Source organism: Paenibacillus camerounensis, from assembly GCF_000723885.1.
Lineage (GTDB): Bacteria > Bacillota > Bacilli > Paenibacillales > Paenibacillaceae > Paenibacillus_AQ > Paenibacillus_AQ camerounensis.
Genome location: NZ_CCDG010000024.1, coordinates 1 through 21,585, shown reverse-complemented (window position 1 = coordinate 21,585; position 21,585 = coordinate 1). Strand labels below are relative to the sequence as shown.

21 protein-coding genes and 1 pseudogene are annotated in these 21,585 nt (G+C 50.8%); 1 reads left to right on the top strand and 21 read right to left on the bottom strand.

Annotation, left to right across the window (positions count from 1 at the left end; translation table 11 throughout):
• Positions 1–5: 5 nt before the first annotated feature.
• From fliI to BN3772_RS09855, 15 genes are all read right to left on the bottom strand, one after another.
• Positions 6–1,319 carry a flagellar protein export ATPase FliI gene (gene fliI, locus BN3772_RS09925; protein ID WP_039878987.1) on the bottom strand — a complete coding sequence of 438 codons (1,314 nt, stop codon included), beginning with the start codon at positions 1,317–1,319 and terminating at the stop codon, positions 6–8.
• Complete coding sequence (locus BN3772_RS09920) at positions 1,312–2,160, bottom strand: FliH/SctL family protein (protein ID WP_042199166.1); 849 nt, start codon at positions 2,158–2,160, stop codon at positions 1,312–1,314. Before BN3772_RS09920 ends, fliI begins: the two co-directional genes overlap by 8 nt.
• The gene (fliG, locus tag BN3772_RS09915; protein WP_042177531.1) at positions 2,153–3,169 is read right to left on the bottom strand and encodes a flagellar motor switch protein FliG; all 1,017 of its coding nucleotides are present in this window, start codon (positions 3,167–3,169) and stop codon (positions 2,153–2,155) included. The genes BN3772_RS09920 and fliG overlap by 8 nt, the downstream gene beginning before the upstream one ends.
• Before the next feature lie 4 nt (positions 3,170–3,173).
• Positions 3,174–4,766: a flagellar basal-body MS-ring/collar protein FliF gene (gene fliF, locus BN3772_RS09910; RefSeq protein WP_042199164.1), complete on the bottom strand. Its 1,593-nt coding sequence runs from the start codon at positions 4,764–4,766 to the stop codon at positions 3,174–3,176.
• A gap of 34 nt (positions 4,767–4,800) precedes the next feature.
• Complete coding sequence (gene fliE / locus BN3772_RS09905) at positions 4,801–5,109, bottom strand: flagellar hook-basal body complex protein FliE (protein WP_042199162.1); 309 nt, start codon at positions 5,107–5,109, stop codon at positions 4,801–4,803.
• Between the two features lie 30 nt (positions 5,110–5,139).
• The gene (gene flgC, locus BN3772_RS09900; protein ID WP_042199161.1) at positions 5,140–5,592 is read right to left on the bottom strand and encodes a flagellar basal body rod protein FlgC; all 453 of its coding nucleotides are present in this window, start codon (positions 5,590–5,592) and stop codon (positions 5,140–5,142) included.
• A 6-nt stretch (positions 5,593–5,598) separates the two neighbouring features.
• Positions 5,599–6,006, bottom strand: a complete 408-nt coding sequence (flgB, locus tag BN3772_RS09895; protein WP_042199159.1) for a flagellar basal body rod protein FlgB — start codon at positions 6,004–6,006, stop codon at positions 5,599–5,601.
• 378 nt (positions 6,007–6,384) lie between these two features.
• Positions 6,385–7,785 (bottom strand): ATP-dependent protease ATPase subunit HslU, encoded by a 1,401-nt coding sequence (gene hslU, locus BN3772_RS09890; protein ID WP_042199158.1) that lies wholly within the window; start codon positions 7,783–7,785, stop codon positions 6,385–6,387.
• Between the two features lie 33 nt (positions 7,786–7,818).
• Entirely contained in the window at positions 7,819–8,361 is a 543-nt protein-coding gene (gene hslV, locus BN3772_RS09885) for an ATP-dependent protease subunit HslV (RefSeq protein ID WP_042199157.1), read from the bottom strand.
• A gap of 120 nt (positions 8,362–8,481) precedes the next feature.
• Complete coding sequence (gene trmFO, locus BN3772_RS09880; protein WP_042199155.1) at positions 8,482–9,843, bottom strand: FADH(2)-oxidizing methylenetetrahydrofolate--tRNA-(uracil(54)-C(5))-methyltransferase TrmFO; 1,362 nt, start codon at positions 9,841–9,843, stop codon at positions 8,482–8,484.
• A gap of 26 nt (positions 9,844–9,869) precedes the next feature.
• Complete coding sequence (gene topA, locus BN3772_RS09875; RefSeq protein ID WP_042199154.1) at positions 9,870–11,966, bottom strand: type I DNA topoisomerase; 2,097 nt, start codon at positions 11,964–11,966, stop codon at positions 9,870–9,872.
• Between the two features lie 88 nt (positions 11,967–12,054).
• Positions 12,055–13,173: a DNA-processing protein DprA gene (gene dprA / locus BN3772_RS09870; RefSeq protein WP_209443634.1), complete on the bottom strand. Its 1,119-nt coding sequence runs from the start codon at positions 13,171–13,173 to the stop codon at positions 12,055–12,057.
• Positions 13,174–13,365: 192 nt separating this feature from the next.
• Positions 13,366–14,295 (bottom strand): succinate--CoA ligase subunit alpha, encoded by a 930-nt coding sequence (gene sucD, locus BN3772_RS09865; RefSeq protein WP_042177551.1) that lies wholly within the window; start codon positions 14,293–14,295, stop codon positions 13,366–13,368.
• 46 nt (positions 14,296–14,341) lie between these two features.
• On the bottom strand, positions 14,342–15,499 hold the full coding sequence (gene sucC / locus BN3772_RS09860) for an ADP-forming succinate--CoA ligase subunit beta (protein WP_042199153.1): 1,158 nt from the start codon (positions 15,497–15,499) through the stop codon (positions 14,342–14,344).
• Positions 15,500–15,737: 238 nt separating this feature from the next.
• Positions 15,738–16,202: a MarR family winged helix-turn-helix transcriptional regulator gene (locus tag BN3772_RS09855; RefSeq protein ID WP_042199151.1), complete on the bottom strand. Its 465-nt coding sequence runs from the start codon at positions 16,200–16,202 to the stop codon at positions 15,738–15,740.
• Between the two features lie 147 nt (positions 16,203–16,349).
• Between BN3772_RS09855 and BN3772_RS09850 the strand changes: the two genes are divergently transcribed.
• Positions 16,350–16,778 (top strand): organic hydroperoxide resistance protein, encoded by a 429-nt coding sequence (locus tag BN3772_RS09850; RefSeq protein ID WP_042199150.1) that lies wholly within the window; start codon positions 16,350–16,352, stop codon positions 16,776–16,778.
• 149 nt (positions 16,779–16,927) lie between these two features.
• Here BN3772_RS09850 and BN3772_RS09845 read toward each other — a convergent pair whose 3' ends face one another.
• From BN3772_RS09845 to BN3772_RS09820, 6 genes and pseudogenes are all read right to left on the bottom strand, one after another.
• Positions 16,928–18,613, bottom strand: a complete 1,686-nt coding sequence (locus tag BN3772_RS09845; protein ID WP_042199149.1) for a YifB family Mg chelatase-like AAA ATPase — start codon at positions 18,611–18,613, stop codon at positions 16,928–16,930.
• Between the two features lie 216 nt (positions 18,614–18,829).
• On the bottom strand, positions 18,830–19,339 hold the full coding sequence (locus tag BN3772_RS09840) for a metallophosphoesterase (protein WP_042199148.1): 510 nt from the start codon (positions 19,337–19,339) through the stop codon (positions 18,830–18,832).
• Positions 19,340–19,595: 256 nt separating this feature from the next.
• Complete coding sequence (locus BN3772_RS09835) at positions 19,596–20,012, bottom strand: hypothetical protein (RefSeq protein WP_052380449.1); 417 nt, start codon at positions 20,010–20,012, stop codon at positions 19,596–19,598.
• Positions 20,013–20,152: 140 nt separating this feature from the next.
• Positions 20,153–20,539 (bottom strand): YraN family protein, encoded by a 387-nt coding sequence (locus BN3772_RS09830; RefSeq protein WP_042199147.1) that lies wholly within the window; start codon positions 20,537–20,539, stop codon positions 20,153–20,155.
• Entirely contained in the window at positions 20,536–20,841 is a 306-nt protein-coding gene (locus BN3772_RS09825) for an EscU/YscU/HrcU family type III secretion system export apparatus switch protein (protein ID WP_042199146.1), read from the bottom strand. Before BN3772_RS09825 ends, BN3772_RS09830 begins: the two co-directional genes overlap by 4 nt.
• Positions 20,838–21,585 (bottom strand): annotated as a pseudogene (locus BN3772_RS09820) (DNA ligase); the annotation flags it as partial. The gene BN3772_RS09825 and the pseudogene BN3772_RS09820, both read right to left, overlap by 4 nt.

Here is a 21,585-nt window from a genome sequence, read left to right as displayed (position 1 = left end):
GCCTATCAACTCCTTGAGAACTGTGAAATTAAAGACTGCTGAACTTCCGACAAGGTTACCTTCTCATTCACCTTCTGTTTGGTGAACTCCCAGATGCTGTCGATATAGTGCATGGACTCGTCAATCTGGGCGTTGGAGCCTCTCTGATAGGCACCGATATTGATTAAGTCTTCAGAATCCTTATATACGGCCATCAGCCGCTTTACATTCTCAGCCGCGGCAATTTGCTCCTCAGGAGCGATATCCTTCATCACTCGGCTGATGCTTGACAGAACGTCGATAGCCGGAAAATGTCCTTTATTGGCAATGCTGCGATTTAGGACAATGTGTCCGTCCAGAATCCCCCGCACGGCATCAGCAATAGGCTCATTCATGTCATCACCGTCAACGAGCACGGTGTAGAAAGCGGTTATGGAGCCCGTAGGGCCGGTTCCTGCCCGTTCCAGAAGCTTAGGTAGACTAGCAAATACAGAAGGCGTATAGCCTCTCATAGCCGGCGGTTCGCCGACCGCAAGTCCAACTTCACGCTGGGCCATCGCATAACGTGTAACCGAGTCCATCATCAGCATGACGTTGAGGCCCCGGTCCCTGAAATATTCAGCGATGGTAGTAGCAATCAGTGCCCCCTTGATCCGGATCAGTGCGGGCTGATCCGATGTAGCAACCACGACAACCGACCGCTGCAGTCCCTCAGGACCGAGATCACGCTCAATAAAATCGAGCACTTCTCTTCCGCGTTCCCCTACTAATGCGATAACATTGACATCGGCTGCGGTATTACGGGCAATCATTCCCATCAGCGTACTCTTACCTACCCCTGAGCCTGCGAAAATGCCTACCCGCTGACCCTTGCCGATTGTCAGCAAGCCGTCAATTGCTCTGACGCCGATGCTGATTGGTTCATGCACACGAGGACGTGTCAGCGGATTGGAAGGAATATTAAAGGTAGAGCTGTGCGGCATCCGTGCCGGAATCAATGAGCCGTCAAGCGGCTGTCCAAGTCCGTCTAGCACTTTACCCAGCAGCTCAGAGCCTACCTGGACGCTCAGCGGTTTGCCGGTCCCCACCACGTCACAGCCCGGCCCGATTGCCTGAAGCTCGCCAAGCGGCATTAGCAGCACCTTGTTGTCCCGAAACCCCACCACCTCAGCCTGAAGCGGTTTATTGCCTTTGGCAGGGTAGATATAGCATACATCACCGATACTGGCATCCGGGCCTTCGGATTCCACCATCAATCCTATAACCTGGGTAACCTTACCATTGATCCTAACCGGGTCAAAATTTCGCAAATGTTCTTTATACCGTCCACTGTCAAGCATCGGCTTCCCCATTTCTGTGCTCCTCAGTGTCCAGTGCGATTCTCACCAGTGATTTTTTAATTTCTGAGAGCTGGGTATCTATCCGAGCATCAATACTGCCGAAGGAGGATCGGATGACACATCCCATATCCTTAACTGTTGAATCTGGCAGAATCTGAAGTTCGGCCTGTGAATCCACCGCAAGTGCAAGCTCTTCCCTTGCCGCGTTAACAAAGGAGAATTGCGAAGGGGAGACACACAGGGAGATCAATCCCTGCTCCCGCTTGCGCGCCAGGTTTTTGCGGATCAAGTCCATGGCGAACTGCGGCTCAACTGTCAGCTGCTTGTCCACTATCTTTTCAGCAATAGAGCAGCTCAGCTCCACCAGGAAAGGTTCCGCTTCCTGAATAATGACATCGCGCGCCTTGTAAGCTTCCTGCAGCACCATGCGCGCTTCTTCCATCATCTCATTCATTCGTTTGGCCATTTCATGTTCAGCCTGAGTCAGCCCCTCCTGATACCCCTGCTGAAACGCTTCGGATTTCACTGCTTCTATCAGATGTTCGTCCTGCTCCCGTCGCTGGCGCCACCATTCTTCCGCTTCTGTCTTTGCCGATTCCACAATATTTTCAGCTTCCAGCGATGCGCCCCGCACCTGTTCTTCAGCAAATTCCTGAGCATCCTTCAGCATTTGCCGGCGGCTCTGCTCTGCCTCTTCACGGGCCGGGTCATGATAATGGACCTCACCTGCCGAGTCCGCCACAGCGGGTTCTTCGGCAATTCCGGCATTCTGTCTGGCTTGTTCCAGCCGTTTGAGCACATCTACCGGAACATATTGGGAGTGTTTTATCAGCTTAGACAATTATGTCATCTCCTCCGCCACGGGCGATGATAATTTCACCGGATTCTTCCAGCCTGCGGATCGTGCCTACAATGCGTGTCTGGGCTTCCTCAACATCACGCAGCCGCACCGGACCCATATACTCCATTTCCTCGCGGAAGGTTTCTGCCATCCGTTTGGACATATTGCGGAAAATAACATCCCGCACTTCTTCGCTTGCCACCTTGAGAGCCAGCTGCAGATCGGCATTTTCGATATCCTTGATAATCCGCTGGATGGAGCGGTTGTCCACATTGACAATGTCCTCGAATACGAACATCCGCTTTTTGATCTCTTCAGCCAGCTCAGGGTCCTGAATTTCCAGAGAGTCGAGAATGGTACGCTCTGTCCCCCGGTCAACCCCGTTCAGAATCTGTACGATCGATTCAATACCGCCGGCGTTAGTATAATCCTGAGTCACTGTAGCCGAAAGCTTCTGTTCCAGCACCCGCTCAATTTGGGTAACGACCTCCGGCGAGGTGCTGTCCATAATGGCAATTCTTCTCGCCACCTCAGCCTGCTTCTCCTGAGGCAGGGAAGACAGAATGCTGGCAGCCTGCTCAAACTGCAGATAAGACAGAACAAGGGCGATAGTCTGGACATTCTCATTCTGAATGAAATTCAGAATCTGGTTAGGGTCAGCCTTACGGGCAAAATCGAAAGGCCTAACCTGCAGCGTTGCGGTCAACCGGTTAATAACCTCAAGTGCTTTCGTGGAGCCAAGCGCCTTCTCCAGAATCTCTTTGGCATAATTGATACCGCCTTGCGAAATATATTCCTGGGCAAGACAGATCTGATGGAATTCGGACATAATCGACTCTTTTTCTCCACTGTCCACCTTGCGGACATTAGCTATTTCCAGAGTGAGCTGTTCGATTTCTTCGTCACGTAGATGTTTGAATATTTGCGCCGATACCTCGGGCCCTAGTGTGATAAGCAGGATCGCCGCCTTTTGGCGGCCGCTGAGACCCTGCTGGCTAGCTTTTGCCATTAGTTCACCTCTGTTCATCTGCAAGCCATGTACGCAGCAGGTTTACGAATTCATCCGGCTTCTTCTTCGCCAGGCTCTCCAGCTGCTTGCGAACCTGACTTTCATTCGTCACGCTCTCCAAGTTAATGGACGGGAATTCGGTAGGAACCTGCAGCGGAATGTCTTCTTCCACTTCTTCTTCCAATTGTTTGTTTTTGCGGCTCCGGTAGATCAGGAAACCGCCTCCTGCGCCAACCAGCAGCGCTGCTGCTCCAATCGCCCAGATCATCCAGGTAGCCAGACCGCCTGTGGCTGCTTCAGCTGTATTGCCCCCGAACTGTTGGGAATAGACCGAAACTTTTTTAGTCAAATCAGCGTCTGTATAAGTGACCCCTGAATCTGCCAGTGATGCCCGTACGATGTTAACTAAAATATTCTGGATTGCACCTGAAGTCGCCTCATCCAAAGTTGTTTGCCCTGCAGGTGGTTCAACTGCAACATTAATGGTTAAATCTTTAACAGTATATGGGCTTGCGATTATATCCTTTGTAATTCGGTTGACCTCATAGTTTCTCGTTTCCGAAGATTCTTCAGAAGTAGAGGTGCCTGTGTCAGCCCCCGAAGGATAACCCGAGACATCTTCCGATCCCGTACCCGCAACCCCCCCGGTGGTGTTACTCTGACCCGAAAAGGTATTGCTGATAATCTGCGAGCTTATCTCAATCCCCCGCATATTCTCCATATCCACAGGTGTAACAATATCTTCCGTCCGGCTTTCCTTATCAAAATTCAGCTTGGAAAAAACCAGAACATCGACTTTATCAGGACCTGTTAAGGTACTGAGAAATTGCTTTACATTCTTTTTGACTTCCTCTTCAAATTTCTTTTGAAGGGCAAAGTTCTCTTCGACCTGGCTGGATATTCCCGCTTGCCCGCCTTTGGCAGAAGGCATTAATTCAGTTTCGTTACTGGTAATCGTAATGTTGTCAACCGGTAAATTAGGAACGGCAGTCTTAACTAAATTGAAGTATCCGTCGATATTATCCTGTGATGCCCTGAATCCCGGATCAAACGTAAGCACAATTGATGCATAAGCCTGCTCCTGGCCCTCCTGAGAAGCAAATACAGTCTCTTTCGGGAGAGTAATCAGCACTTTGACATCCTTAATCCCCTGCATCCGCCTCATCAGCTGTTCAACTTCCCCATTCAGCGCGTTGTTATATTTAACATTGAACTCGCTGTCTGTCGTGCCGATCATAGATGAAGACTCATCAAAGACCTTGTATCCGATGGAACCCTCCTGCACAATCCCCTGGGAACCAATATCTATTTTAATGCGGTTGGCTTGGGTGCTTGGCACTGAAATGCTTCTGCCGTCTGGACTTAGCCGGTAAGGAATGCCCGCGCCATCCAGGTAGGTCATGACTCCGGCGGAGTCTGTATTGTCCAAATCCCGAAAAGCCACTTCGTATTCCGTCTTCGAAAGCTGCATTGTCAAAACAATAATAATTACAATGATGATAAAGAGCGTAGAAAAGAATAATATTTTTTGTTTACCGCTAAATCTGTTCCAATACTCGGTCGCCTTCTCCCTGTATTGGGCAAATCTTTCATTCACAGTGTCACCCCATCCGAAACTAAGCTAGGATCATTTAGATTTGAGTTCTCATAATTTCCTGATAGGCTTCAATCACTTTGTTCCGGACTTGTGTAGTCAGCTGCAAACTCAGCAATGCCTGTTGTGAAGAAATCATCGCCTCATCGATATTGACTTCTCCCAAAACAAATTTGTTGCTCATATCCTTGGCCTGCTGCTCCTGGGCAGCCACCTGATTCAATGCGTCTTCCAGATAAGCTCCAAAGCTTTGACCGGAACCGGCCGTTTCTCCCATCTGTGCTGCGGCAGATTTCATCGCAAGGGGCTGGACAGTTTGCGTTCCTATCAAAAGATTCTGTATCAATGATTACCCTCCTAATGTTCGCTTAAGCTTCTATCTTCCAATTTCGAGTGCCTTGCTTACCATTGCTTTGGATGCATTCAGCATCGTAATGTTGGCTTCATAAGAACGCGAAGCAGACAGCATGTCCACCATCTCTTTAGTCAGATCGACATTAGGCATGTATACATACCCGTCAGCATCCGCATCCGGATGGGTCGGATTATAAACCGGCTTCAAGGGTGAATCATCCTCTATAATTGACTTTACCTTTACCCCTTCAGCACCGTTGCCACTGTTCATTTTGGAATTAAGAATGTTTGAAAAGCTGTTGTTCTGCTCGGTTCCAAGCACGACAAGCTTTCGCTTGTACGGAACAGCCTTACCGTCTACTACTGAGGCTCTGGTCGTTTCGGCATTGGCAATGTTGGAGGAAATCACGTCCATCCTGAGCCGCTGGGCGGTTAACGCGGATGCGCTGATTCCAAAGCTGCTACCAAAGTTCACTATATATTACCCTCCCTGCACAACTGTACGCATCATAGTAATCTGACTGTTTAACTGTTCGACATAAGAGTTGTATCTGAGCTGATTCTCAGCACTGAGCGCCATCTCCCTGTCCATATCCACATTGTTGTCGTTGTTATTCATCGAAGTAGAAGCTTCTGTGCTGACGACAGCAGCCGGTGCGGCAGAAACATAACCGAATTGGAAGTGGCGGGAATCCGTTACCTTCGCGCCGAGCGTCGGCTTTAATCCGCTATCCTGCCCGGCGAGTATGCTCTCAAATGTAACGTCGGAGCGTTTAAAGCCCGGTGTATCCGCATTGGCAATGTTGTTGGCCAGAACACTTTGTCGTTTAGTGGCGGCCTCAAGGCCTCCCTGCAATCTCTGAAAACTGACACTATTCAGCAAACCCATCGAAATCCCCCTTCCAAAGCTATCATAATGAAAAGAATTCCACAACTTCTTGCGAATACCTGCTTGTTTCGACAAAAAAAGCTAAAATTTTCGCTATTTTCTTGAACAAGCAGTCGAAAGGTGTCGATGGATGATTCTATTGGCAATCTCATATACATTGATTTTCGTAGAATTTGTATATTATTACAATAAGAAATAAGCCCTATCTTTTCAGAAAAGAGAGGGCTTAAAGCATGTTTTTTCAAATTGCTACCAGTTATATGCCATAATATGCTTTTATTTAGCATTTTATTACACGTTTTAGCTGTTTCTCAGGACTTTTATGCAAGTCACTAATTCAATATACCTAAATTTAAAGTAAATCCAAATCTTGCCCCTTTACAGGATATATTGGCTTAAATCGCGGTCCTGCGCGATCCCTGACAGTTTTTCGCGAACATACTCCGGTGTGATCACCATAGTCTCCAGCGTCAGCTCCGGCGCCTCAAATGAAAGGTCTTCTAACAGCTTTTCAAGGATTGTATGCAGACGACGTGCTCCGATGTTCTCCATGTTCTGGTTGACAGAGGCAGCAATTCTGGCAATTTCCTGAATCGCATCAGCTTGGAACTGAATTTCAATGTTCTCTGTTTTAAGCAGATTCACATACTGCTTGGTGAGCGCATTCTGCGGTTCAGTCAGAATGGACACAAAATCCTCCAGCGTCAGACTGCTCAGCTCAACACGAATCGGAAACCGGCCCTGAAGCTCCGGAATAAGATCGGAGGGCTTGGCGATATGGAAAGCGCCTGCTGCAATGAACAGCACGTAGTCTGTCTTCACAGGACCATATTTGGTCATAACCGTAGAACCTTCTACGATAGGCAAAATATCACGCTGTACGCCTTCACGCGAGACATCTGGCCCCGATCCTTTCCCCTGGCTGGCTACCTTATCAATCTCATCAATAAAGATAATGCCGGACTGCTCTGCACGGGCAACGGACTCCTGAATTACATCATCCATATCAATCAGCTTGGCAGCCTCATCCTGAATAAGCACCTTGCGCGCTTCCTTGATCGGCAGCTTACGTTTCTTGGTCCGTTTGGGCAGCAGATTGCCGAACATTTCCTGCATATTCATACCCATCTGGTCATTTCCCTGGCCGGCAAACATATCGAGCATCGTCGGAGCGGTATCCTCCACATCAATCTCGATGATGTCTTCCTCCAGCTGTCCGGCCAGCAGCTTGAATTTGATGCCGCGGCGGCGTTCACTAAGGCTTCCGTCCTCCGGCTCCTCCTTAACATCATCAGAAGCACCGGCATTCCCGCCAAAGATCATTTCAAACGGATTACGCTGGGATTTATTTTTGGAAGAGGATGGTGCCAGAATCGAAACGATCCGTTCATTAGCGAGCTCCTCGGCACGGTCTTTTACTTTTTCCGTCCGTTCAAGCTTAACCATCCGGATTGAGGTCTCGACCAGATCCCGGACCATCGACTCCACATCCCGGCCAACATAACCGACTTCGGTAAATTTAGTAGCTTCAACTTTAATAAACGGGGCATTAACCAGCTTGGCCAGCCGGCGGGCAATTTCAGTTTTCCCGACACCTGTAGGCCCAATCATCAAAATGTTTTTTGGAACTATTTCATCACGCAGCTCTTCACTGAGCTGGCTGCGGCGGTAACGGTTACGGAGGGCTACTGCCACCGATTTCTTAGCCTGCTTCTGGCCTACGATATATTTATCAAGTTCAGCGACGATCTGGCGGGGTGTTAGCGATTGATTCACCATTACGACTTCCTCCCTCTTTCTGTGGCACCGTGCCTACAATTGTTCAACTATGATATTGGAATTGGTATACACGCAAATCTCCGAAGCAATCTGCAATGCTTCCTTGGCAATCTCGGCTGCGCTCAGGTCTGGCGCATGACGTTTGAGAGCCCGTCCCGAGGCTAAGGCAAAGTTACCGCCCGAGCCGATAGCAAGCACGTCATCATCCGGCTCAATAATCTCTCCGTTACCGGAGATGAGCAGCATGCCTTCCTTATTCATCACAATCATTAGAGCCTCAAGCTTACGCAGGATACGGTCCTGCCGCCAGTCTTTAGCAAGCTCGACTGCTGAACGCTGCAGGTTACCGTGGTGCTCCTCCAGCTTACCCTCAAACTTTTCAAACAGAGTGATAGCATCGGCTACGGAACCCGCAAAGCCGGCAATTACCTGTCCTCTATACAGCCGGCGCACCTTTTTGGCAGTCGTCTTCATAATAACACTCTCTCCGAAAGTGACCTGTCCGTCGCCGGCAATCGCGGCCTGGCCGTTATGTCTTACGGCACAAATAGTAGTTGCATGAAAAATGGGTAACATAATTGGGCAACCTCCTAGGATAAACTCACTTCAAAACGCAAATGAACTTAAGAATGAAAATTCTGGCATTCTTAAGTTCATCCTCTATAAATCATAAGCTTATGCTGTGCAAACTTCAAATTATGCCTGATCCTGCTCCACAGCTGCTACCGGTTCCTTATAGTCAAGGCCTGTCTGCCTTGCAAATGCAGCCAGGCTATCCAGTGCACGGTGGGCAAGCAGTTCATTTTTCTCTTTTTTATTGCGGATTTTGTTCGGCAGCTTCGGCAGCAGCCCGAAATTGGCATTCATCGGCTGGAAATGCTTCGGATCAGCAGAAGTGATGTAAGCAGGCATACTGCCCAGGACGCTGTCCTCAGGGAATATAAGACCTTCTTGGCCCAGCGCTGCTTTGGCCGCATTAATACCTGCAATCATTCCTGAAGCAGCGGATTCCACATAACCTTCAACACCTGTCATCTGGCCGGCAAAAAACAGTCTTTCATGCCCCTTCATCTGATAGGTCGGATGAAGCAGCTTCGGAGAATTAATGAACGTGTTGCGGTGCATTACACCATAGCGGACGTACTCGGCATTCTCGAGGCCCGGAATCATGGAGAACACCCGCTTCTGCTCGCCCCACTTCAGATGAGTCTGAAAGCCTACCAGGTTGTACAGGGTGCCTGCTGCATTATCCTGGCGCAGCTGAACAACTGCGAATGGCAGCTTGCCTGTATGGGGATTCAGCAGACCTACCGGTTTCATAGGTCCAAACAAGGCCGTCTGTTTACCGCGCTTCATCATAATTTCAATCGGCATGCAGCCTTCGAAATAGATTTCCTTCTCAAAATCCTTTAATGCTGCAGTCTCAGCTGTAATAAGTGCATCATAAAACCGGTCAAACTCCTCTTCATTCATTGGACAGTTCAAATAAGCTGCCTCTCCCTTATCATACCGGGAAGCCAGATATACCTTACTCATATCAATGCTGTCCTTCTCAACAATCGGAGCCGCAGCATCATAGAAGTAGAAGTACTCTTCGCCAAGCAGCGCCTTGATTTCGGCAGACAGAGCCGGGGAAGTCAAGGGACCGGTGGCAATGACGACAATCCCGTCCTCAGGAAGCTGCGTCAGCTCTTCATTGATAACCTCTACGAGCGGATGGTCGTGCAGCGTGCGGGTGATTTCTCCTGAGAACCCGTCACGGTCAACTGCCAGCGCGCCGCCGGCCGGGACCGCATGGCGGTCGGCTGCCCCGAGGACCAGTGAGTTGAGGCGCCGCATTTCCTCCTTCAGTACACCAACTGCATTGCCAAGCCCGTTCGCCCGCAGCGAATTGCTGCACACCAGCTCGGCAAACTGGTCGGTATGGTGGGCTGGTGTTTTAACCACTGGTCTCATTTCATATAGTCTGACCGGCACCCCGCTTGAGGCAATCTGCCATGCAGCCTCGCTGCCTGCAAGGCCCGCTCCGATCACTGTAACTTTTGCTGAGTCTTTCAATTTCTGTTCCTCCTGCTAACGGTCTTTTATTCTGCTAATTCATCACTCTCAAGCACTGCCTCTGTGTGATCACAGGAAGTACATTGGAGCTTGGTGCCTTGTTTGTTGCGCTTTTCCACCATCCAGGCTCCGCAAGCCGGGCATGGTTTGATGGACGGACGGTCCCAGGAAACAAAGTCACAGCCCGGATACTGGTCGCAGCCGTAGAACACCCGCCCTTTTTTACTGCGCCGCTCTACAACCTTGCCTTCGTTACACTTCGGACAGGTGACCCCGATATCCTTCACAATCGGCTTGGTGTTACGGCAGTCCGGGAATCCGGAGCAGGCCAGAAACTTTCCGAACCGGCCAAGCTTATAAACCATCGGCTTGCCGCATTTCTCACAGAGCTCATCCGATACTTCATCCTCAATCTCAATTTCCTTCATTTCTTCTTCCGCGAATTCCAGCCGTTTTTCAAAGGACTCGTAGAATCCGGCCAACACTCTGACCCAATCCTCCGCACCTTCCTCCACATGGTCAAGGTCACCTTCCATATGTGCGGTAAATTCCACATCAAGGATTTCCGGGAAGAACTGTTCCATTTGCTCTATAATCAGTTCACCAAGCTCTGTCGGCATGAATTTTTTTTCTTCAATCGCCACATATCCGCGTTTCTGGATTGTTTCCAGTGTTGGGGCATAAGTACTCGGGCGTCCAATACCCAGCTCCTCCAGCGTTTTAACGAGACGGGCCTCCGTGTAACGCGGCGGCGGCTGGGTAAAATGCTGCTTAGGTTCAATCGCCTGCTTGTCGAGCTCGTCGCCAGCCTTCAGCGGAGGCAGGAATTTCTCCTCATCTGTCGTTCCGTCATCATTGCCTTCCACATATACCTTCATAAATCCGGGGAAGGATACTTTAGAACCTACAGCCCGGAAAATAGCAGTTCCAGCAGTGATGTCAACCGAGAGAGTATCAAGAACGGCGGAGGACATCTGACTGGATACAAACCGCTCCCAGACCAGTTTATACAGGCGGAACTGATCCCGGCTCATGTATTCCTTAACAAGCTCAGGCTCACGCAGGGCAGAGGTCGGACGGATCGCTTCGTGCGCATCCTGTGCTCCTGCCGCTTTTTTGGAATACTGACGAGGAGTTTCCGGGATGAATTTCTCTCCGTATTTAGCCTGTATCAGTTCCTTAGCCTCATCCTGGGCTGTTGTGGAAATACGGGTAGAGTCCGTACGCATGTAAGTGATTAGACCCACTGTACCTTCCTTGCCGAGTTCCACGCCTTCGTACAGCTGCTGGGCTACAGACATCGTTTTGGCGGCGCGGAAGCCAAGCTTACGGGCAGCCTCCTGCTGCAAGGAGCTTGTCGTAAAAGGTGCTGACGGATGACGCTGTCTTTCCTTCTCTTTTACTTCAGCCACCTTAAAGTCTGCATTCTTAATCGCTTCCAGAACTTCCTGGACGTCACTTTCCTTACCCAGCTCTTTCTTCTCACCGTTCAGCCTGTGAAATTTAGCTTCAAAGTCCGTACCCTTTACACCAAGCTTTGCAGTAATGCTCCAGTATTCAGTCGGTACAAAAGCAGAAATCTCATTCTCCCGGTCCATAATAATCTTTACCGCTACCGATTGTACCCGTCCTGCCGACAGGCCCTTTTTGACTTTCTTCCATAATAACGGGCTGATCTTATAGCCGACCAGCCGGTCCAGAATACGCCGCGCCTGCTGTGCGTTCACCAGATCCATATTAATTTTTCGCGGAGTCTTGAAGGCATCCTTTACTGCCTGCTTCGTAATTTCGTTAAAAACAACCCGGCATTCCTGCGTATTGTCCAGATCCAGCGCATGTGCCAGATGCCAGGCAATAGCTTCACCTTCGCGGTCCGGGTCAGCCGCCAGATATACTTTTTTCACTTTTTTACTGGCGTCTTTCAGTTCTTTAAGAATAGATCCTTTACCCCGGATCGTAATATATTTGGGACTAAAATCATTCTCCACCTCAACGCCGATCTGGCTCTTTGGCAAATCTCTGATATGTCCCATAGACGCCTTTACGATATATTTACTGCCTAAATATTTGCCGATTGTCTTCGCTTTGGCAGGCGATTCGACAATGACCAATGTATCCGCCATAGGTTAATCCTCCTAAAAGTATTGTGAGCACGGCCGTCATTCCGGTTATACGGACTGATAGAATGCACTCGATTCTGTTCCTTCTATATTAAATGACCTTATAAATTGCACCAGGCAATTGTGTTACCGCTTTTTTTATGATTAAAGATAACAGAACTGAATGCAAATGTCCAAAATCCCAGCTTGTTCTGGAGAGAAGCTCATCCAGTGTAAACGGGCCTTGATGCAGTATATGGTAAAGGTGCGACTCCTCACTTGTCAATTTCTTTTCGGCAAGCCTGTCACCGTCACCGGCATCCGAGCGTCTGCTTTGTCCCGAATTTTCAGCCTTTACCGGCAGATATGCTATATATTCTTCAATAATATCTTCACCGCAGGTTACTAGTTTTGCCCCTTGCTTAATCAGGTCCAGTGCCCCCCGGCTTTTCGGGGAAGTAACCGGTCCGGGAACAGCAAACACGTCCCTTCCCGCTTCAAGGGCAGCATCAGCAGTAATAAGCGAGCCGCTGCGGGAATCTGCTTCAACAACCACTGTTCCAAGCGTCAGCCCCGCAATAATCCGGTTGCGCTGCGGAAAAAGGCCCGGATGGCTTGGGGTTCCCAGCGGATATTCGCTGAGCACAAGCCCTTTACGGGAAATCTCCCGTTCCAGCTCACGGTTCTCAGGCGGATATACAGTGTCAAGCCCTGTGGCTACAACAGCAATTGTGCTTCCGCCGCAGGCCAGTGCAGCTTCATGGCACACACTGTCAATACCGCGGGCCAAGCCGCTGACGACTGCAAGACCGGAACGGCTGAGCTGTTCCGCCAGCATCTCCCCGATCTTTCGGCCATAAGCAGTCGGCACACGGGTTCCCACCATAGCGATTGACGGCCGGGAAGCAAGCTTCAATAGCCCGCGGTAATAGAGTATCCAAGGCGGCTCGGCTATTTCTTTCAGCATAGCGGGATATTCTTCATCCAGAACGGTTACCATCGCTGTTCCGCTTTCTTCCATTATAAGACGGCGCTCCTTGATCCAGCCTGCATGAAATTCCGCTTCCAGCCGCTGTGACATTTTCGCGCTTAATCCGACCTGAAGCCAATCATCTGCCCGGCAACTAAACGCACGATCCGACAAAAGTCCCGCCCGGCGGATTTTGTCGATGCTCTTCCAGCCGATACCCTCCATTTCATTCAGCCCGAATATCAAGTCACGTGTATCCATATGTATACTCTCCCTTTGATTGGAAGGGTCAACCTTCCCTATTTTGTGATAATGCGGATAAAAATGCAAGCTGCTGAAGCAAAGAGCTGGTTAAACGCAAAAAAAAGCAACCTTTTACCCTGCGCACAGGAATAAAAGGTTGCTTACCTTTATCAAATCATACTATTTGGCTGAAGAGAGCACAATCATTATTTAATGAGTGGTAAAAGCGTTGAGTACGCCACGCTCTTCCAGTACACTTACAAGCGTTGAACCCATTTCAGCCGGAGTCGGAGCGACTCTGATTCCACAGGACTCAAGTACTGCTATTTTTTCGCTGGCGGTACCCTTACCTCCGGAAATAATAGCGCCGGCATGGCCCATCCGTTTGCCCGGAGGTGCAGTTACACCGCCGATAAATCCAACTACAGGCTTCGTCATATTCTCTTTAATCCAAAGTGCTGCTTCTTCCTCAGCAGTACCGCCGATCTCGCCGATCATAATGACTGCTTTCGTGCCCGGATCTTCGTTGAAAAGCTTCAAAATATCAATAAACTCTGACCCTTTTACCGGATCACCGCCGATCCCGACAGCAGAGGACTGCCCGATTCCGCGTTCTGTCAGCTGATGTACCGCCTCATAGGTGAGGGTTCCGCTGCGGGAAACTACGCCTACATACCCCGGAGTATGAATATAACCCGGCATGATGCCGATTTTGCATTCCCCTGGTGTTATGACGCCCGGACAGTTAGGGCCGATCAGAACCGTCGAACGCCCTTCCATGTAACGGGATACCTTGACCATATCCAGCACCGGAATCCCTTCCGTGATACAGATAACCAGCTCCAGCTCAGCGTCCACAGCCTCCATAATGGAATCTGCGGCAAACGCCGGCGGCACATAAATGACACTTGCTGTTGCGCCGGTCGCAGCCTTGGCCTGGGCTACAGTATCAAATACCGGCAGACTGACCTCGCTTCCATTTTCTAGCGTAATGTTAACAGAGGTTCCTCCTTTGCCGGGAGTCACTCCGCCCACCATCTGGGTACCGTAATCCAGCGCGCCTTTAGTATGGAATAAGCCCGTCGATCCGGTGATTCCCTGTGTGATGACTTTCGTATTTTTATCTACAAGAATGCTCATGATTTAAGTCACATCCCTACTTAGTTTGTCGAATACGAGTACGGTGTTACACCAGAGAAACAATCTTTCGGGCACCGTCTGCCATAGAATCCGCTGCCACGATATTCAGTCCGGAGCCGGCCAGAATCTGCTTGCCCAGCGCTACATTGGTGCCTTCAAGCCGCACAACAAGCGGTTTGGTAAGCCCGAGCTGCCGCGCCGCTTCTACTACACCTTCAGCGATGACGTCACAGCGCATAATACCGCCGAATATATTCACAAAGATGCCGTTTACCTTGTCGTCAGACAAAATTATCTTAAATGCTTCAGTAACCTTTTCGGTCGTCGCACCGCCCCCTACATCCAGGAAGTTGGCCGGTTCGCCGCCGTAATATTTGATAATATCCATTGTTGCCATGGCCAGGCCCGCACCATTGACCATACAGCCAATATTACCGTCCAGGGCGATGTAGCTGAGATCAAATTTGGAAGCCTCAATCTCCTTCTCGTCCTCTTCATCAAGGTCACGCAGCTCTTGAATATCCTTATGACGGAACAAGGCATTGGAGTCAAAATTCAGTTTCGCATCTAGCGCCATTACATCTCCGTCTTCAGTGACGACCAGCGGATTAATCTCGGCAATGGAGCAATCTTTATCCACAAAAGCCAAATAGAGCGCTTGCATGAACTTGACTGCTTTATTGACCAGCTGATTCGGGATAGCGATGCTGTAAGCCAGCTTACGCGCCTGAAAGGTCTGCAGTCCAACAGCAGGATCAATAATTTCCTTGAAAATCTTCTCGGGATGGGTTGCCGCCACCTCTTCAATTTCTGTTCCGCCTTCTTCGGAGGCCATCATGACCACCCGTCCGGAACTGCGGTCAACGACAATACCGATGTAATACTCCTTTGCAATCCGGCAGCCCTCTTCAATAAGCAGCCTCTTCACTTCCTTGCCTTCCGGTCCGGTCTGATGGGTCACCAGTGTCTTACCAAGGATTTCTCCCGCAAAGGTGCGGACTTCATCCAGTGACTTGGCAACCTTAACCCCTCCGGCTTTCCCTCGTCCGCCAGCATGAATCTGAGCCTTCACAACCACCACCGGCGTGCCGAGTGATGCTGCAGCTTCTACTGCTTCCTCCACTGTATAAGCTACTTTTCCGTTCGGTACGGCTACGCCGTACTTCTTAAGTACTTCTTTTCCCTGATACTCGTGGATATTCATACCGGAAGCCTCCTAAAGTGTTGCGGCGGCTTATACAGGCAGCCTGCAGCCATACCGCATTCCGTTTTGATCAGCGGGGTACAGATTTGCACCTACTTATATTATATAAAGTGAAACCCAGAATATTGTAACACGATTTAATCGGGCTTTCCTCAAAAACTTTCACTATTTATACATATTTTTTCGCTTGATTTCATGCCGGAATGCGAACGATTGCATTGACACTGCCCTGGCAATACTATTTAGACGCACTTTTATTTGCTTCATGAATCCGGGAGAGCAGGCCTTTGAACTGGCCCAGCAGATGAACAAACTCCTCTGCCGAGAGCATTGAACCCTCCGCCATCTTTGCTGGAATACAGACGGCCTCACTTTGCAGTTCCCAGCCCTTTTCGGTCAGTGAAATAAGCACCTTCCGCTCATCCTGCAGCGAACGTTCACGGAGAATCAGTCCTGCAGCCTGCAGCCGCTTCAGCAGCGGAGTCAGCGTCCCGGAATCCAGGAAGAGGGCCTCGCCAAGCTCTTTAACGGTGCACTGCTGCTTCTCCCACAGCACGATCATGACCAGGTATTGTGAATAGGTAAGGCCGATTTTGTCCAGATGAGGCTGGTATAGCTTCGTAAATTCACGCGAGCATGCATAAATAGTGAAGCATAGCTGATTGTCCAGCATTAATTCAGGGGTTGTTGTTTGTTTTTGCATTTTCTTCACCTGCCTTTGTGTCATTATTTTAACACAATTCACATGCAATATCATGATAATAGCAAAAAATTTATTGACTATTATTTTAATTGTGTTAAATTATGTTGTGTACAATGTTTATTATAACACGAAACGGAGTGATTCATAATGATGACTATTCAGCAAAAAATGTATGAAACAACTGTAAAGGCAGTCGGTGGAAGAAACGGGTATATTGAGTCCGAAAGTCCTAAGCTGAACCTTACAATCAGTACTCCACGCGAAATGGGCGGTGCCGGCGGCGAAGGCACAAACCCCGAGCAATTATTCGCAGCCGGTTATTCAGCCTGCTTTGACAGCGCACTGAACATGGTGGCCCGTCTGGGTAAGGTAAAGATTGAAGGCAGCGAAGTTACAGCTACTGTAAGTTTCGGCAAGGTAGAAGACGGCGGGTTCGGCATCGCTGTGAAGCTTGATGTGCTGGTAAAGGGCGTCGATCATGAAACAGCCAGGCAGCTTGTAGAAGCAGCTCATGGCGCCTGTCCTTATTCCCGCGCAACCCGCGGTAACATTGAAGTTGAGCTTAATATCCTATAATCACCGCTCTTGCCGGTGAAACATTAGTCAGGAAACAGAGCAAGCCGTCCGGAAACAATCCGGACGGCTTGCTCTGCTGCGGGCTGCTAATGCGCAGATTCGCTGAGGAGTTAATACTGCGAAGTGACATATATAATGAAGGAAAAGATTCAGAACGATTCCTCAGCCAGAACCTTCCTATCCAGATTCCGGTACTGCACAGCCTCAGCCAGATGAGCGGAGCTGATGGAAGCCTCCCCGTCCAGGTCGGCTATCGTCCGGGCGAGCTTAATAATCCGGTCATGTGCCCGCATGCTCAGTCCAAGGCTCTCCAATATCCCGTGCAGCAGCACGCTGCTCTCCTTATTCAGGGCCGCGTAATGACGGAGTGCTGCTCCAGACAGCTCGCTGTTCCAGGAAATAGGCAGCTTACTGTAGCGCTCTGCCTGCAGCTGCTGGGCTCTCATTACATCATCACGCATCTCGGCCGTAGAGCGCGAGGGAGCCTGGCCGCTCCATTCCGGCGGACGGGGCACATCCACCTGCATATCTATACGGTCCAGCAGCGGCCCGGAAATTCTGGACCGGTATTGGGCAATCTTGGCCGGACTGCAGGTGCACCGCTGCTGGTTGCCGCTGTTGCCGAGATACCCGCAGCTGCACGGATTCATGGAGCACGCAAGTAAAAACCGGGCAGGAAAGGTGAATGCCGCACGCGCACGGCTTATAGTAACTACAGTATCTTCAAGCGGCTGCCGCAGCACCTCAAGCACATTCCGTGAGAATTCCGGCAGCTCATCCAGAAAAAGAATGCCTCTGTGTGCCAGGCTGACCTCACCCGGCTTCGGGATACTTCCTCCACCGATCAGGCCTGCTGCAGATATGGTATGATGCGGAGACCTGAACGGCCTTCCGCGCAAAAGACCGCTGCGGGTATCCGTGAGCTTGCCGGCTGCACTGAATATTTTGGTTACCTCCAGTGATTCACTGTCGTTCAACGGCGGCAGGATCCCGGAAAGCCGTTTGATCAGCATCGTTTTCCCCGTCCCGGGCGGTCCGATCAGAACGATGTTATGCATACCGGACGCCGCTATAGTGAGTGCCCGCTTCACATGGCTCTGGCCAATTACATCACTGTAATCCTCTCTCATCAGGGCTTCTGCTGATGGTGTGAAACCGGGGATATCGTATTGCGGGACATACCGCAGGTGTTCAAGAGTACGCGCAATTACCGGCGGCTTGTCCCGCGCAGGTGTGCCGGGACCATCAATTACGGCAACCGGAAAAGGAAGCGGCTGTTCGAATCCGCAAGCAGGCATTGCTGGAATTACAGGCTGAGCATCGCTGCCAGCCGATTCTGGCGGTGGCAGCTCCTGCAGATGGCCGGCTGCGTAGACAGCCATCCCGCTGATCAGCGCAGCCTCAGCTGCATTACCCCGGGGCACCAGCACAGCCCCGAAACCAGACCGCCGTGCCGCTTCAACCATTGGCAGCACCCCGGTGACCGGCCTTAAGCTTCCGTCAAGCGCCAGCTCGCCGATCAGGAGCATCTTCTCTGCCGCCGGCATCACCAGCTGGCCGCTGGTCGTCAGAATTCCCAGCGCTATGGCCAGATCGAAGGCAGTGCCCTCCTTGCGCAGATCAGCCGGAGCCAGGTTGACTGTGACACGCTGCTGGGGATAGCGGTAGCCGCAGTTTTTGACAGCAGCCCGAACCCTTTCCACCGCTTCACGGATCGCAGAATCCGGCAGGCCGATAATATGAGTCTGCGGCAAACCATTGGCCAGATCAATTTCAACTCCGATCATCACGCCTTCAATACCGTAAAGGCAGGCACTATGCATTTTTCCGTACATAACAAAAAGCACCTCTTCTCCTGAAATTCGCCCGCAAGGGACGTTATCACATAAGAAAAAAGGTGCTTCCTCATTTTCTGCAGTATAGCTGTCTAGTCATAGTATACAGAGACGGTTACGCTTGATCAAGCACTGTAACGAACATCAGTACACAATACGTTTTTGCACAAATATGAAATTCCCGCCTTTCGGCAGCATAATCTGCGCTTATGTGCATTACCCCTCCTCACTAACTACAACCGTATCTCTAATCGATTCAAAAGACAGCGGTCTATACCCGGTATGCTCTACGCAAATATTAAAGTGATTTTTGCCTTCATATTTCTGTCCGTGAATATGGCCATGCACATTTACGTAGGGCATATGCCTGTTCATATACATCGGTTCATGGGAGAGAAAGAAAAAATCCTTGTACACCAGCGGATATTCACTGACCTCATCAAAACCCGCCTCCAGCCACCAGCTCCGGCCCCGCCCGCGGTCATGATTGCCGAGGATCAGTATCTTATAGCCGTTCAGACGGCTGACAATGTCACGGGTTGCCTCAAGACCTAGAAATGAGAAGTCCCCCAGATGAAAAACGGTATCTCCCGCTGCGACCGAAGCATTCCAGTTCTCAATCATCGCCTCATCCATTTCCTGCACATTTGCGAAGGGCCTTGACTCAAAATCTATAATCAGCTTATGTCCAAAATGATGATCCGATGTAAAAAAGACATCCGGCAACTTATAACCCCCCTGTTATGTAACGAATCCTTATACCCTATTGAAGATATACCAAGCTGAAACGGCTCCGCTGTCCAAGACAGAGGGCGGAGTCCGTATCCAAGGGATCTATAAGGTCATTTCAAACACAGATCTTATAAACTCTTACATTTTAAAATAACCCCACAAACTGGGGCTTCACGATCAATGATCACTCAGGCACCCCATAAGAAGCGGCGGCCGGCATCAGCATAATCTGAAATTCAGGCTGTAACGGCTATGATTTGGGCCAATCCCGTTTGCCGGAGCGCTGGTTGGAATCCAAATGAATTAATTCAGCTAATGACGGTATCTCTTCATGCTCTACCAGCCATTTGCGCATTTCCTTAATCGCCTCAACCTGGCCGTTGCCCCTGTCGCGCCAGGTCAGCAGCTCGATCACCCGGATGACCAGAGACATAAGACTGCTATGGCTGCTCAAGCTTTTTTCGGCTCTGATCTTCTGAATCAGTGCCTCATTCTCCCAGTCAATCAGGATTTCCTCGGCAATAGCCGGACGCATGATGGTAAAGCTCTTACCGCACTTGCTGCAGCAGATCACCGCTGAAGGCCGCTCTCCCATCTCCACTTCTATTTTGTGATCACAATATTGGCAAGCAAAGCTTACCTGTATATTAACCGGTTGGTTATTCACGGGAACAGCCTCCTCATGGTAGCATTAAAAGTCACAATAATGTTTACCCACTTCCTTGGAGGAATGACCCAATCTGTGCGTCCGCACCAGGTTCGGCCGCTTCGGCAGGCGCAGAAAGAAAGGGCTGAACAGCTTTTTATTCAAAAAGCTTCACGGATATGCCGGAGTGCTGCGACACTTAAGTCCGGGTTCAGCTGTACACTGATTACATCAAATGAAACAGCCTGCTCCTGCAGACTCCGCATGTGCAGATACACCTCGGCAGTGCTGCGCACCTGGCGGATTTTGCGGGCATTCACTGATTCCTCCGGCGTTCCCGGCAGCGGACTTCCGCTGCGGCTCCGCACCTCGATAAATACCAGCACGCCCTGATATTCTGCTATAAGGTCCAGCTCACCGCTGCGGCAGCGCCAATTGGTCTCTAGCACAGTGTAGCCCCGTGAGGCCACATAGAGTGCCGCCGCCGCTTCAGCCGCAGCCCCCTTTTGCTTCCGGGTGTACTGTCCGCTTGCCGAGGGTCTGCTCATTGCAGGTTCCGCTTTCCAGCCTGCCGGTCGCTCTGATAGACATAGCTTAAAATTTCTGCCACCAGATTGTAGAGCTCGGACGGAATCTGCTGGTCCAGATCGAGCTTAGAGAGCACCTCGACAAGGGCAGCATCCTCTTGTACTGCTACCCCGCTTTCTTTCGCCTTCTGCAGAATGGTATCGGCGATAACACCCTGTCCTTTGGCTACAACGACCGGGGCATCACTTTGGCCGGGGTTATACTTGAGGGCAACCGCCTTTTTCATCCTTGGTGACATTTCCTGCTTCTCCTGCTTGCTCATATGCGAAAATCGACTCCTTTATAGGAATCAGGGGTAAAATCAGCCAGCTTGGCTGACGCTGACAACCCCGATGCCGCCTTTAATTCCGGCAGCGGCTCAGTCCGCAAGCTTAACAGCTGATATCCGATCGATTCAACAGCCGCCGCTACGTCCTCCCTTCTGCCCTCAAGCAGTTCCAGCACCCACGGATCGTTATTATGCAGCTTCAGGCTGACAATCCGGTCTACAACCTGCACGTCCACCAGGGTCTGGCCCAGCTGCTTCATATCCAGATCGAACCAGAGTCGGCAATTCGCCGCATCCAGCTCGCCCTTTCGGCCCCGCCGCGACTGGATATGCACCGACGCCGTCTCCTCGCCGTCCGGTCCGCGCAGCGGCAGGAACAGCGTGACCTGCGCGAACGGCGCAGTGCGGTCCGTATTCAGCAGCAGCTGCTGGCCCGTCAGCTGCGCCACAAGCTGTCCCGCGGCATCCTTGACCGCGGGCGGGGCCTCGCTGCTGCCCATAACCTGCAGCAGCACGCCCTTCAGCGTATCGGCGGCGGCATCCGCCCCGCCGCCGGCCGCTGCCTGCAGCGCCGCCAGCGGCAGCGCTGCTTCGCGCCCTCCCGCGGCTGCCATGCCGCCGCGGACCGCCTGCTGCTCGTGCTCCGCACCGAGCAGCTTCAGCACCCGCCCGACCCAAGACTCCGCGTCTTGGGCAGGGGCGGGTGCCTGGCCCGGCTGCTGCGCCGCAGCCGGGCTG

Coding starts and splice junctions, on each gene's coding strand:
- fliI (WP_039878987.1), bottom strand. CDS start 1,319: ATGCTTGACAGTGGACGGTATAAAGAACATTTGCGAAATTTTGACCCG.
- fliG (WP_042177531.1), bottom strand. CDS start 3,169: ATGGCAAAAGCTAGCCAGCAGGGTCTCAGCGGCCGCCAAAAGGCGGCG.
- flgB (WP_042199159.1), bottom strand. CDS start 6,006: ATGGGTTTGCTGAATAGTGTCAGTTTTCAGAGATTGCAGGGAGGCCTT.
- hslU (WP_042199158.1), bottom strand. CDS start 7,785: ATGGTGAATCAATCGCTAACACCCCGCCAGATCGTCGCTGAACTTGAT.
- hslV (WP_042199157.1), bottom strand. CDS start 8,361: ATGTTACCCATTTTTCATGCAACTACTATTTGTGCCGTAAGACATAAC.
- topA (WP_042199154.1), bottom strand. CDS start 11,966: ATGGCGGATACATTGGTCATTGTCGAATCGCCTGCCAAAGCGAAGACA.
- dprA (WP_209443634.1), bottom strand. CDS start 13,173: ATGGATACACGTGACTTGATATTCGGGCTGAATGAAATGGAGGGTATC.
- sucD (WP_042177551.1), bottom strand. CDS start 14,295: ATGAGCATTCTTGTAGATAAAAATACGAAAGTCATCACACAGGGAATC.
- sucC (WP_042199153.1), bottom strand. CDS start 15,499: ATGAATATCCACGAGTATCAGGGAAAAGAAGTACTTAAGAAGTACGGC.
- BN3772_RS09855 (WP_042199151.1), bottom strand. CDS start 16,202: ATGCAAAAACAAACAACAACCCCTGAATTAATGCTGGACAATCAGCTA.
- BN3772_RS09850 (WP_042199150.1), top strand. CDS start 16,350: ATGATGACTATTCAGCAAAAAATGTATGAAACAACTGTAAAGGCAGTC.
- BN3772_RS09845 (WP_042199149.1), bottom strand. CDS start 18,613: ATGTACGGAAAAATGCATAGTGCCTGCCTTTACGGTATTGAAGGCGTG.
- BN3772_RS09830 (WP_042199147.1), bottom strand. CDS start 20,539: ATGAGCAGACCCTCGGCAAGCGGACAGTACACCCGGAAGCAAAAGGGG.
- BN3772_RS09825 (WP_042199146.1), bottom strand. CDS start 20,841: ATGAGCAAGCAGGAGAAGCAGGAAATGTCACCAAGGATGAAAAAGGCG.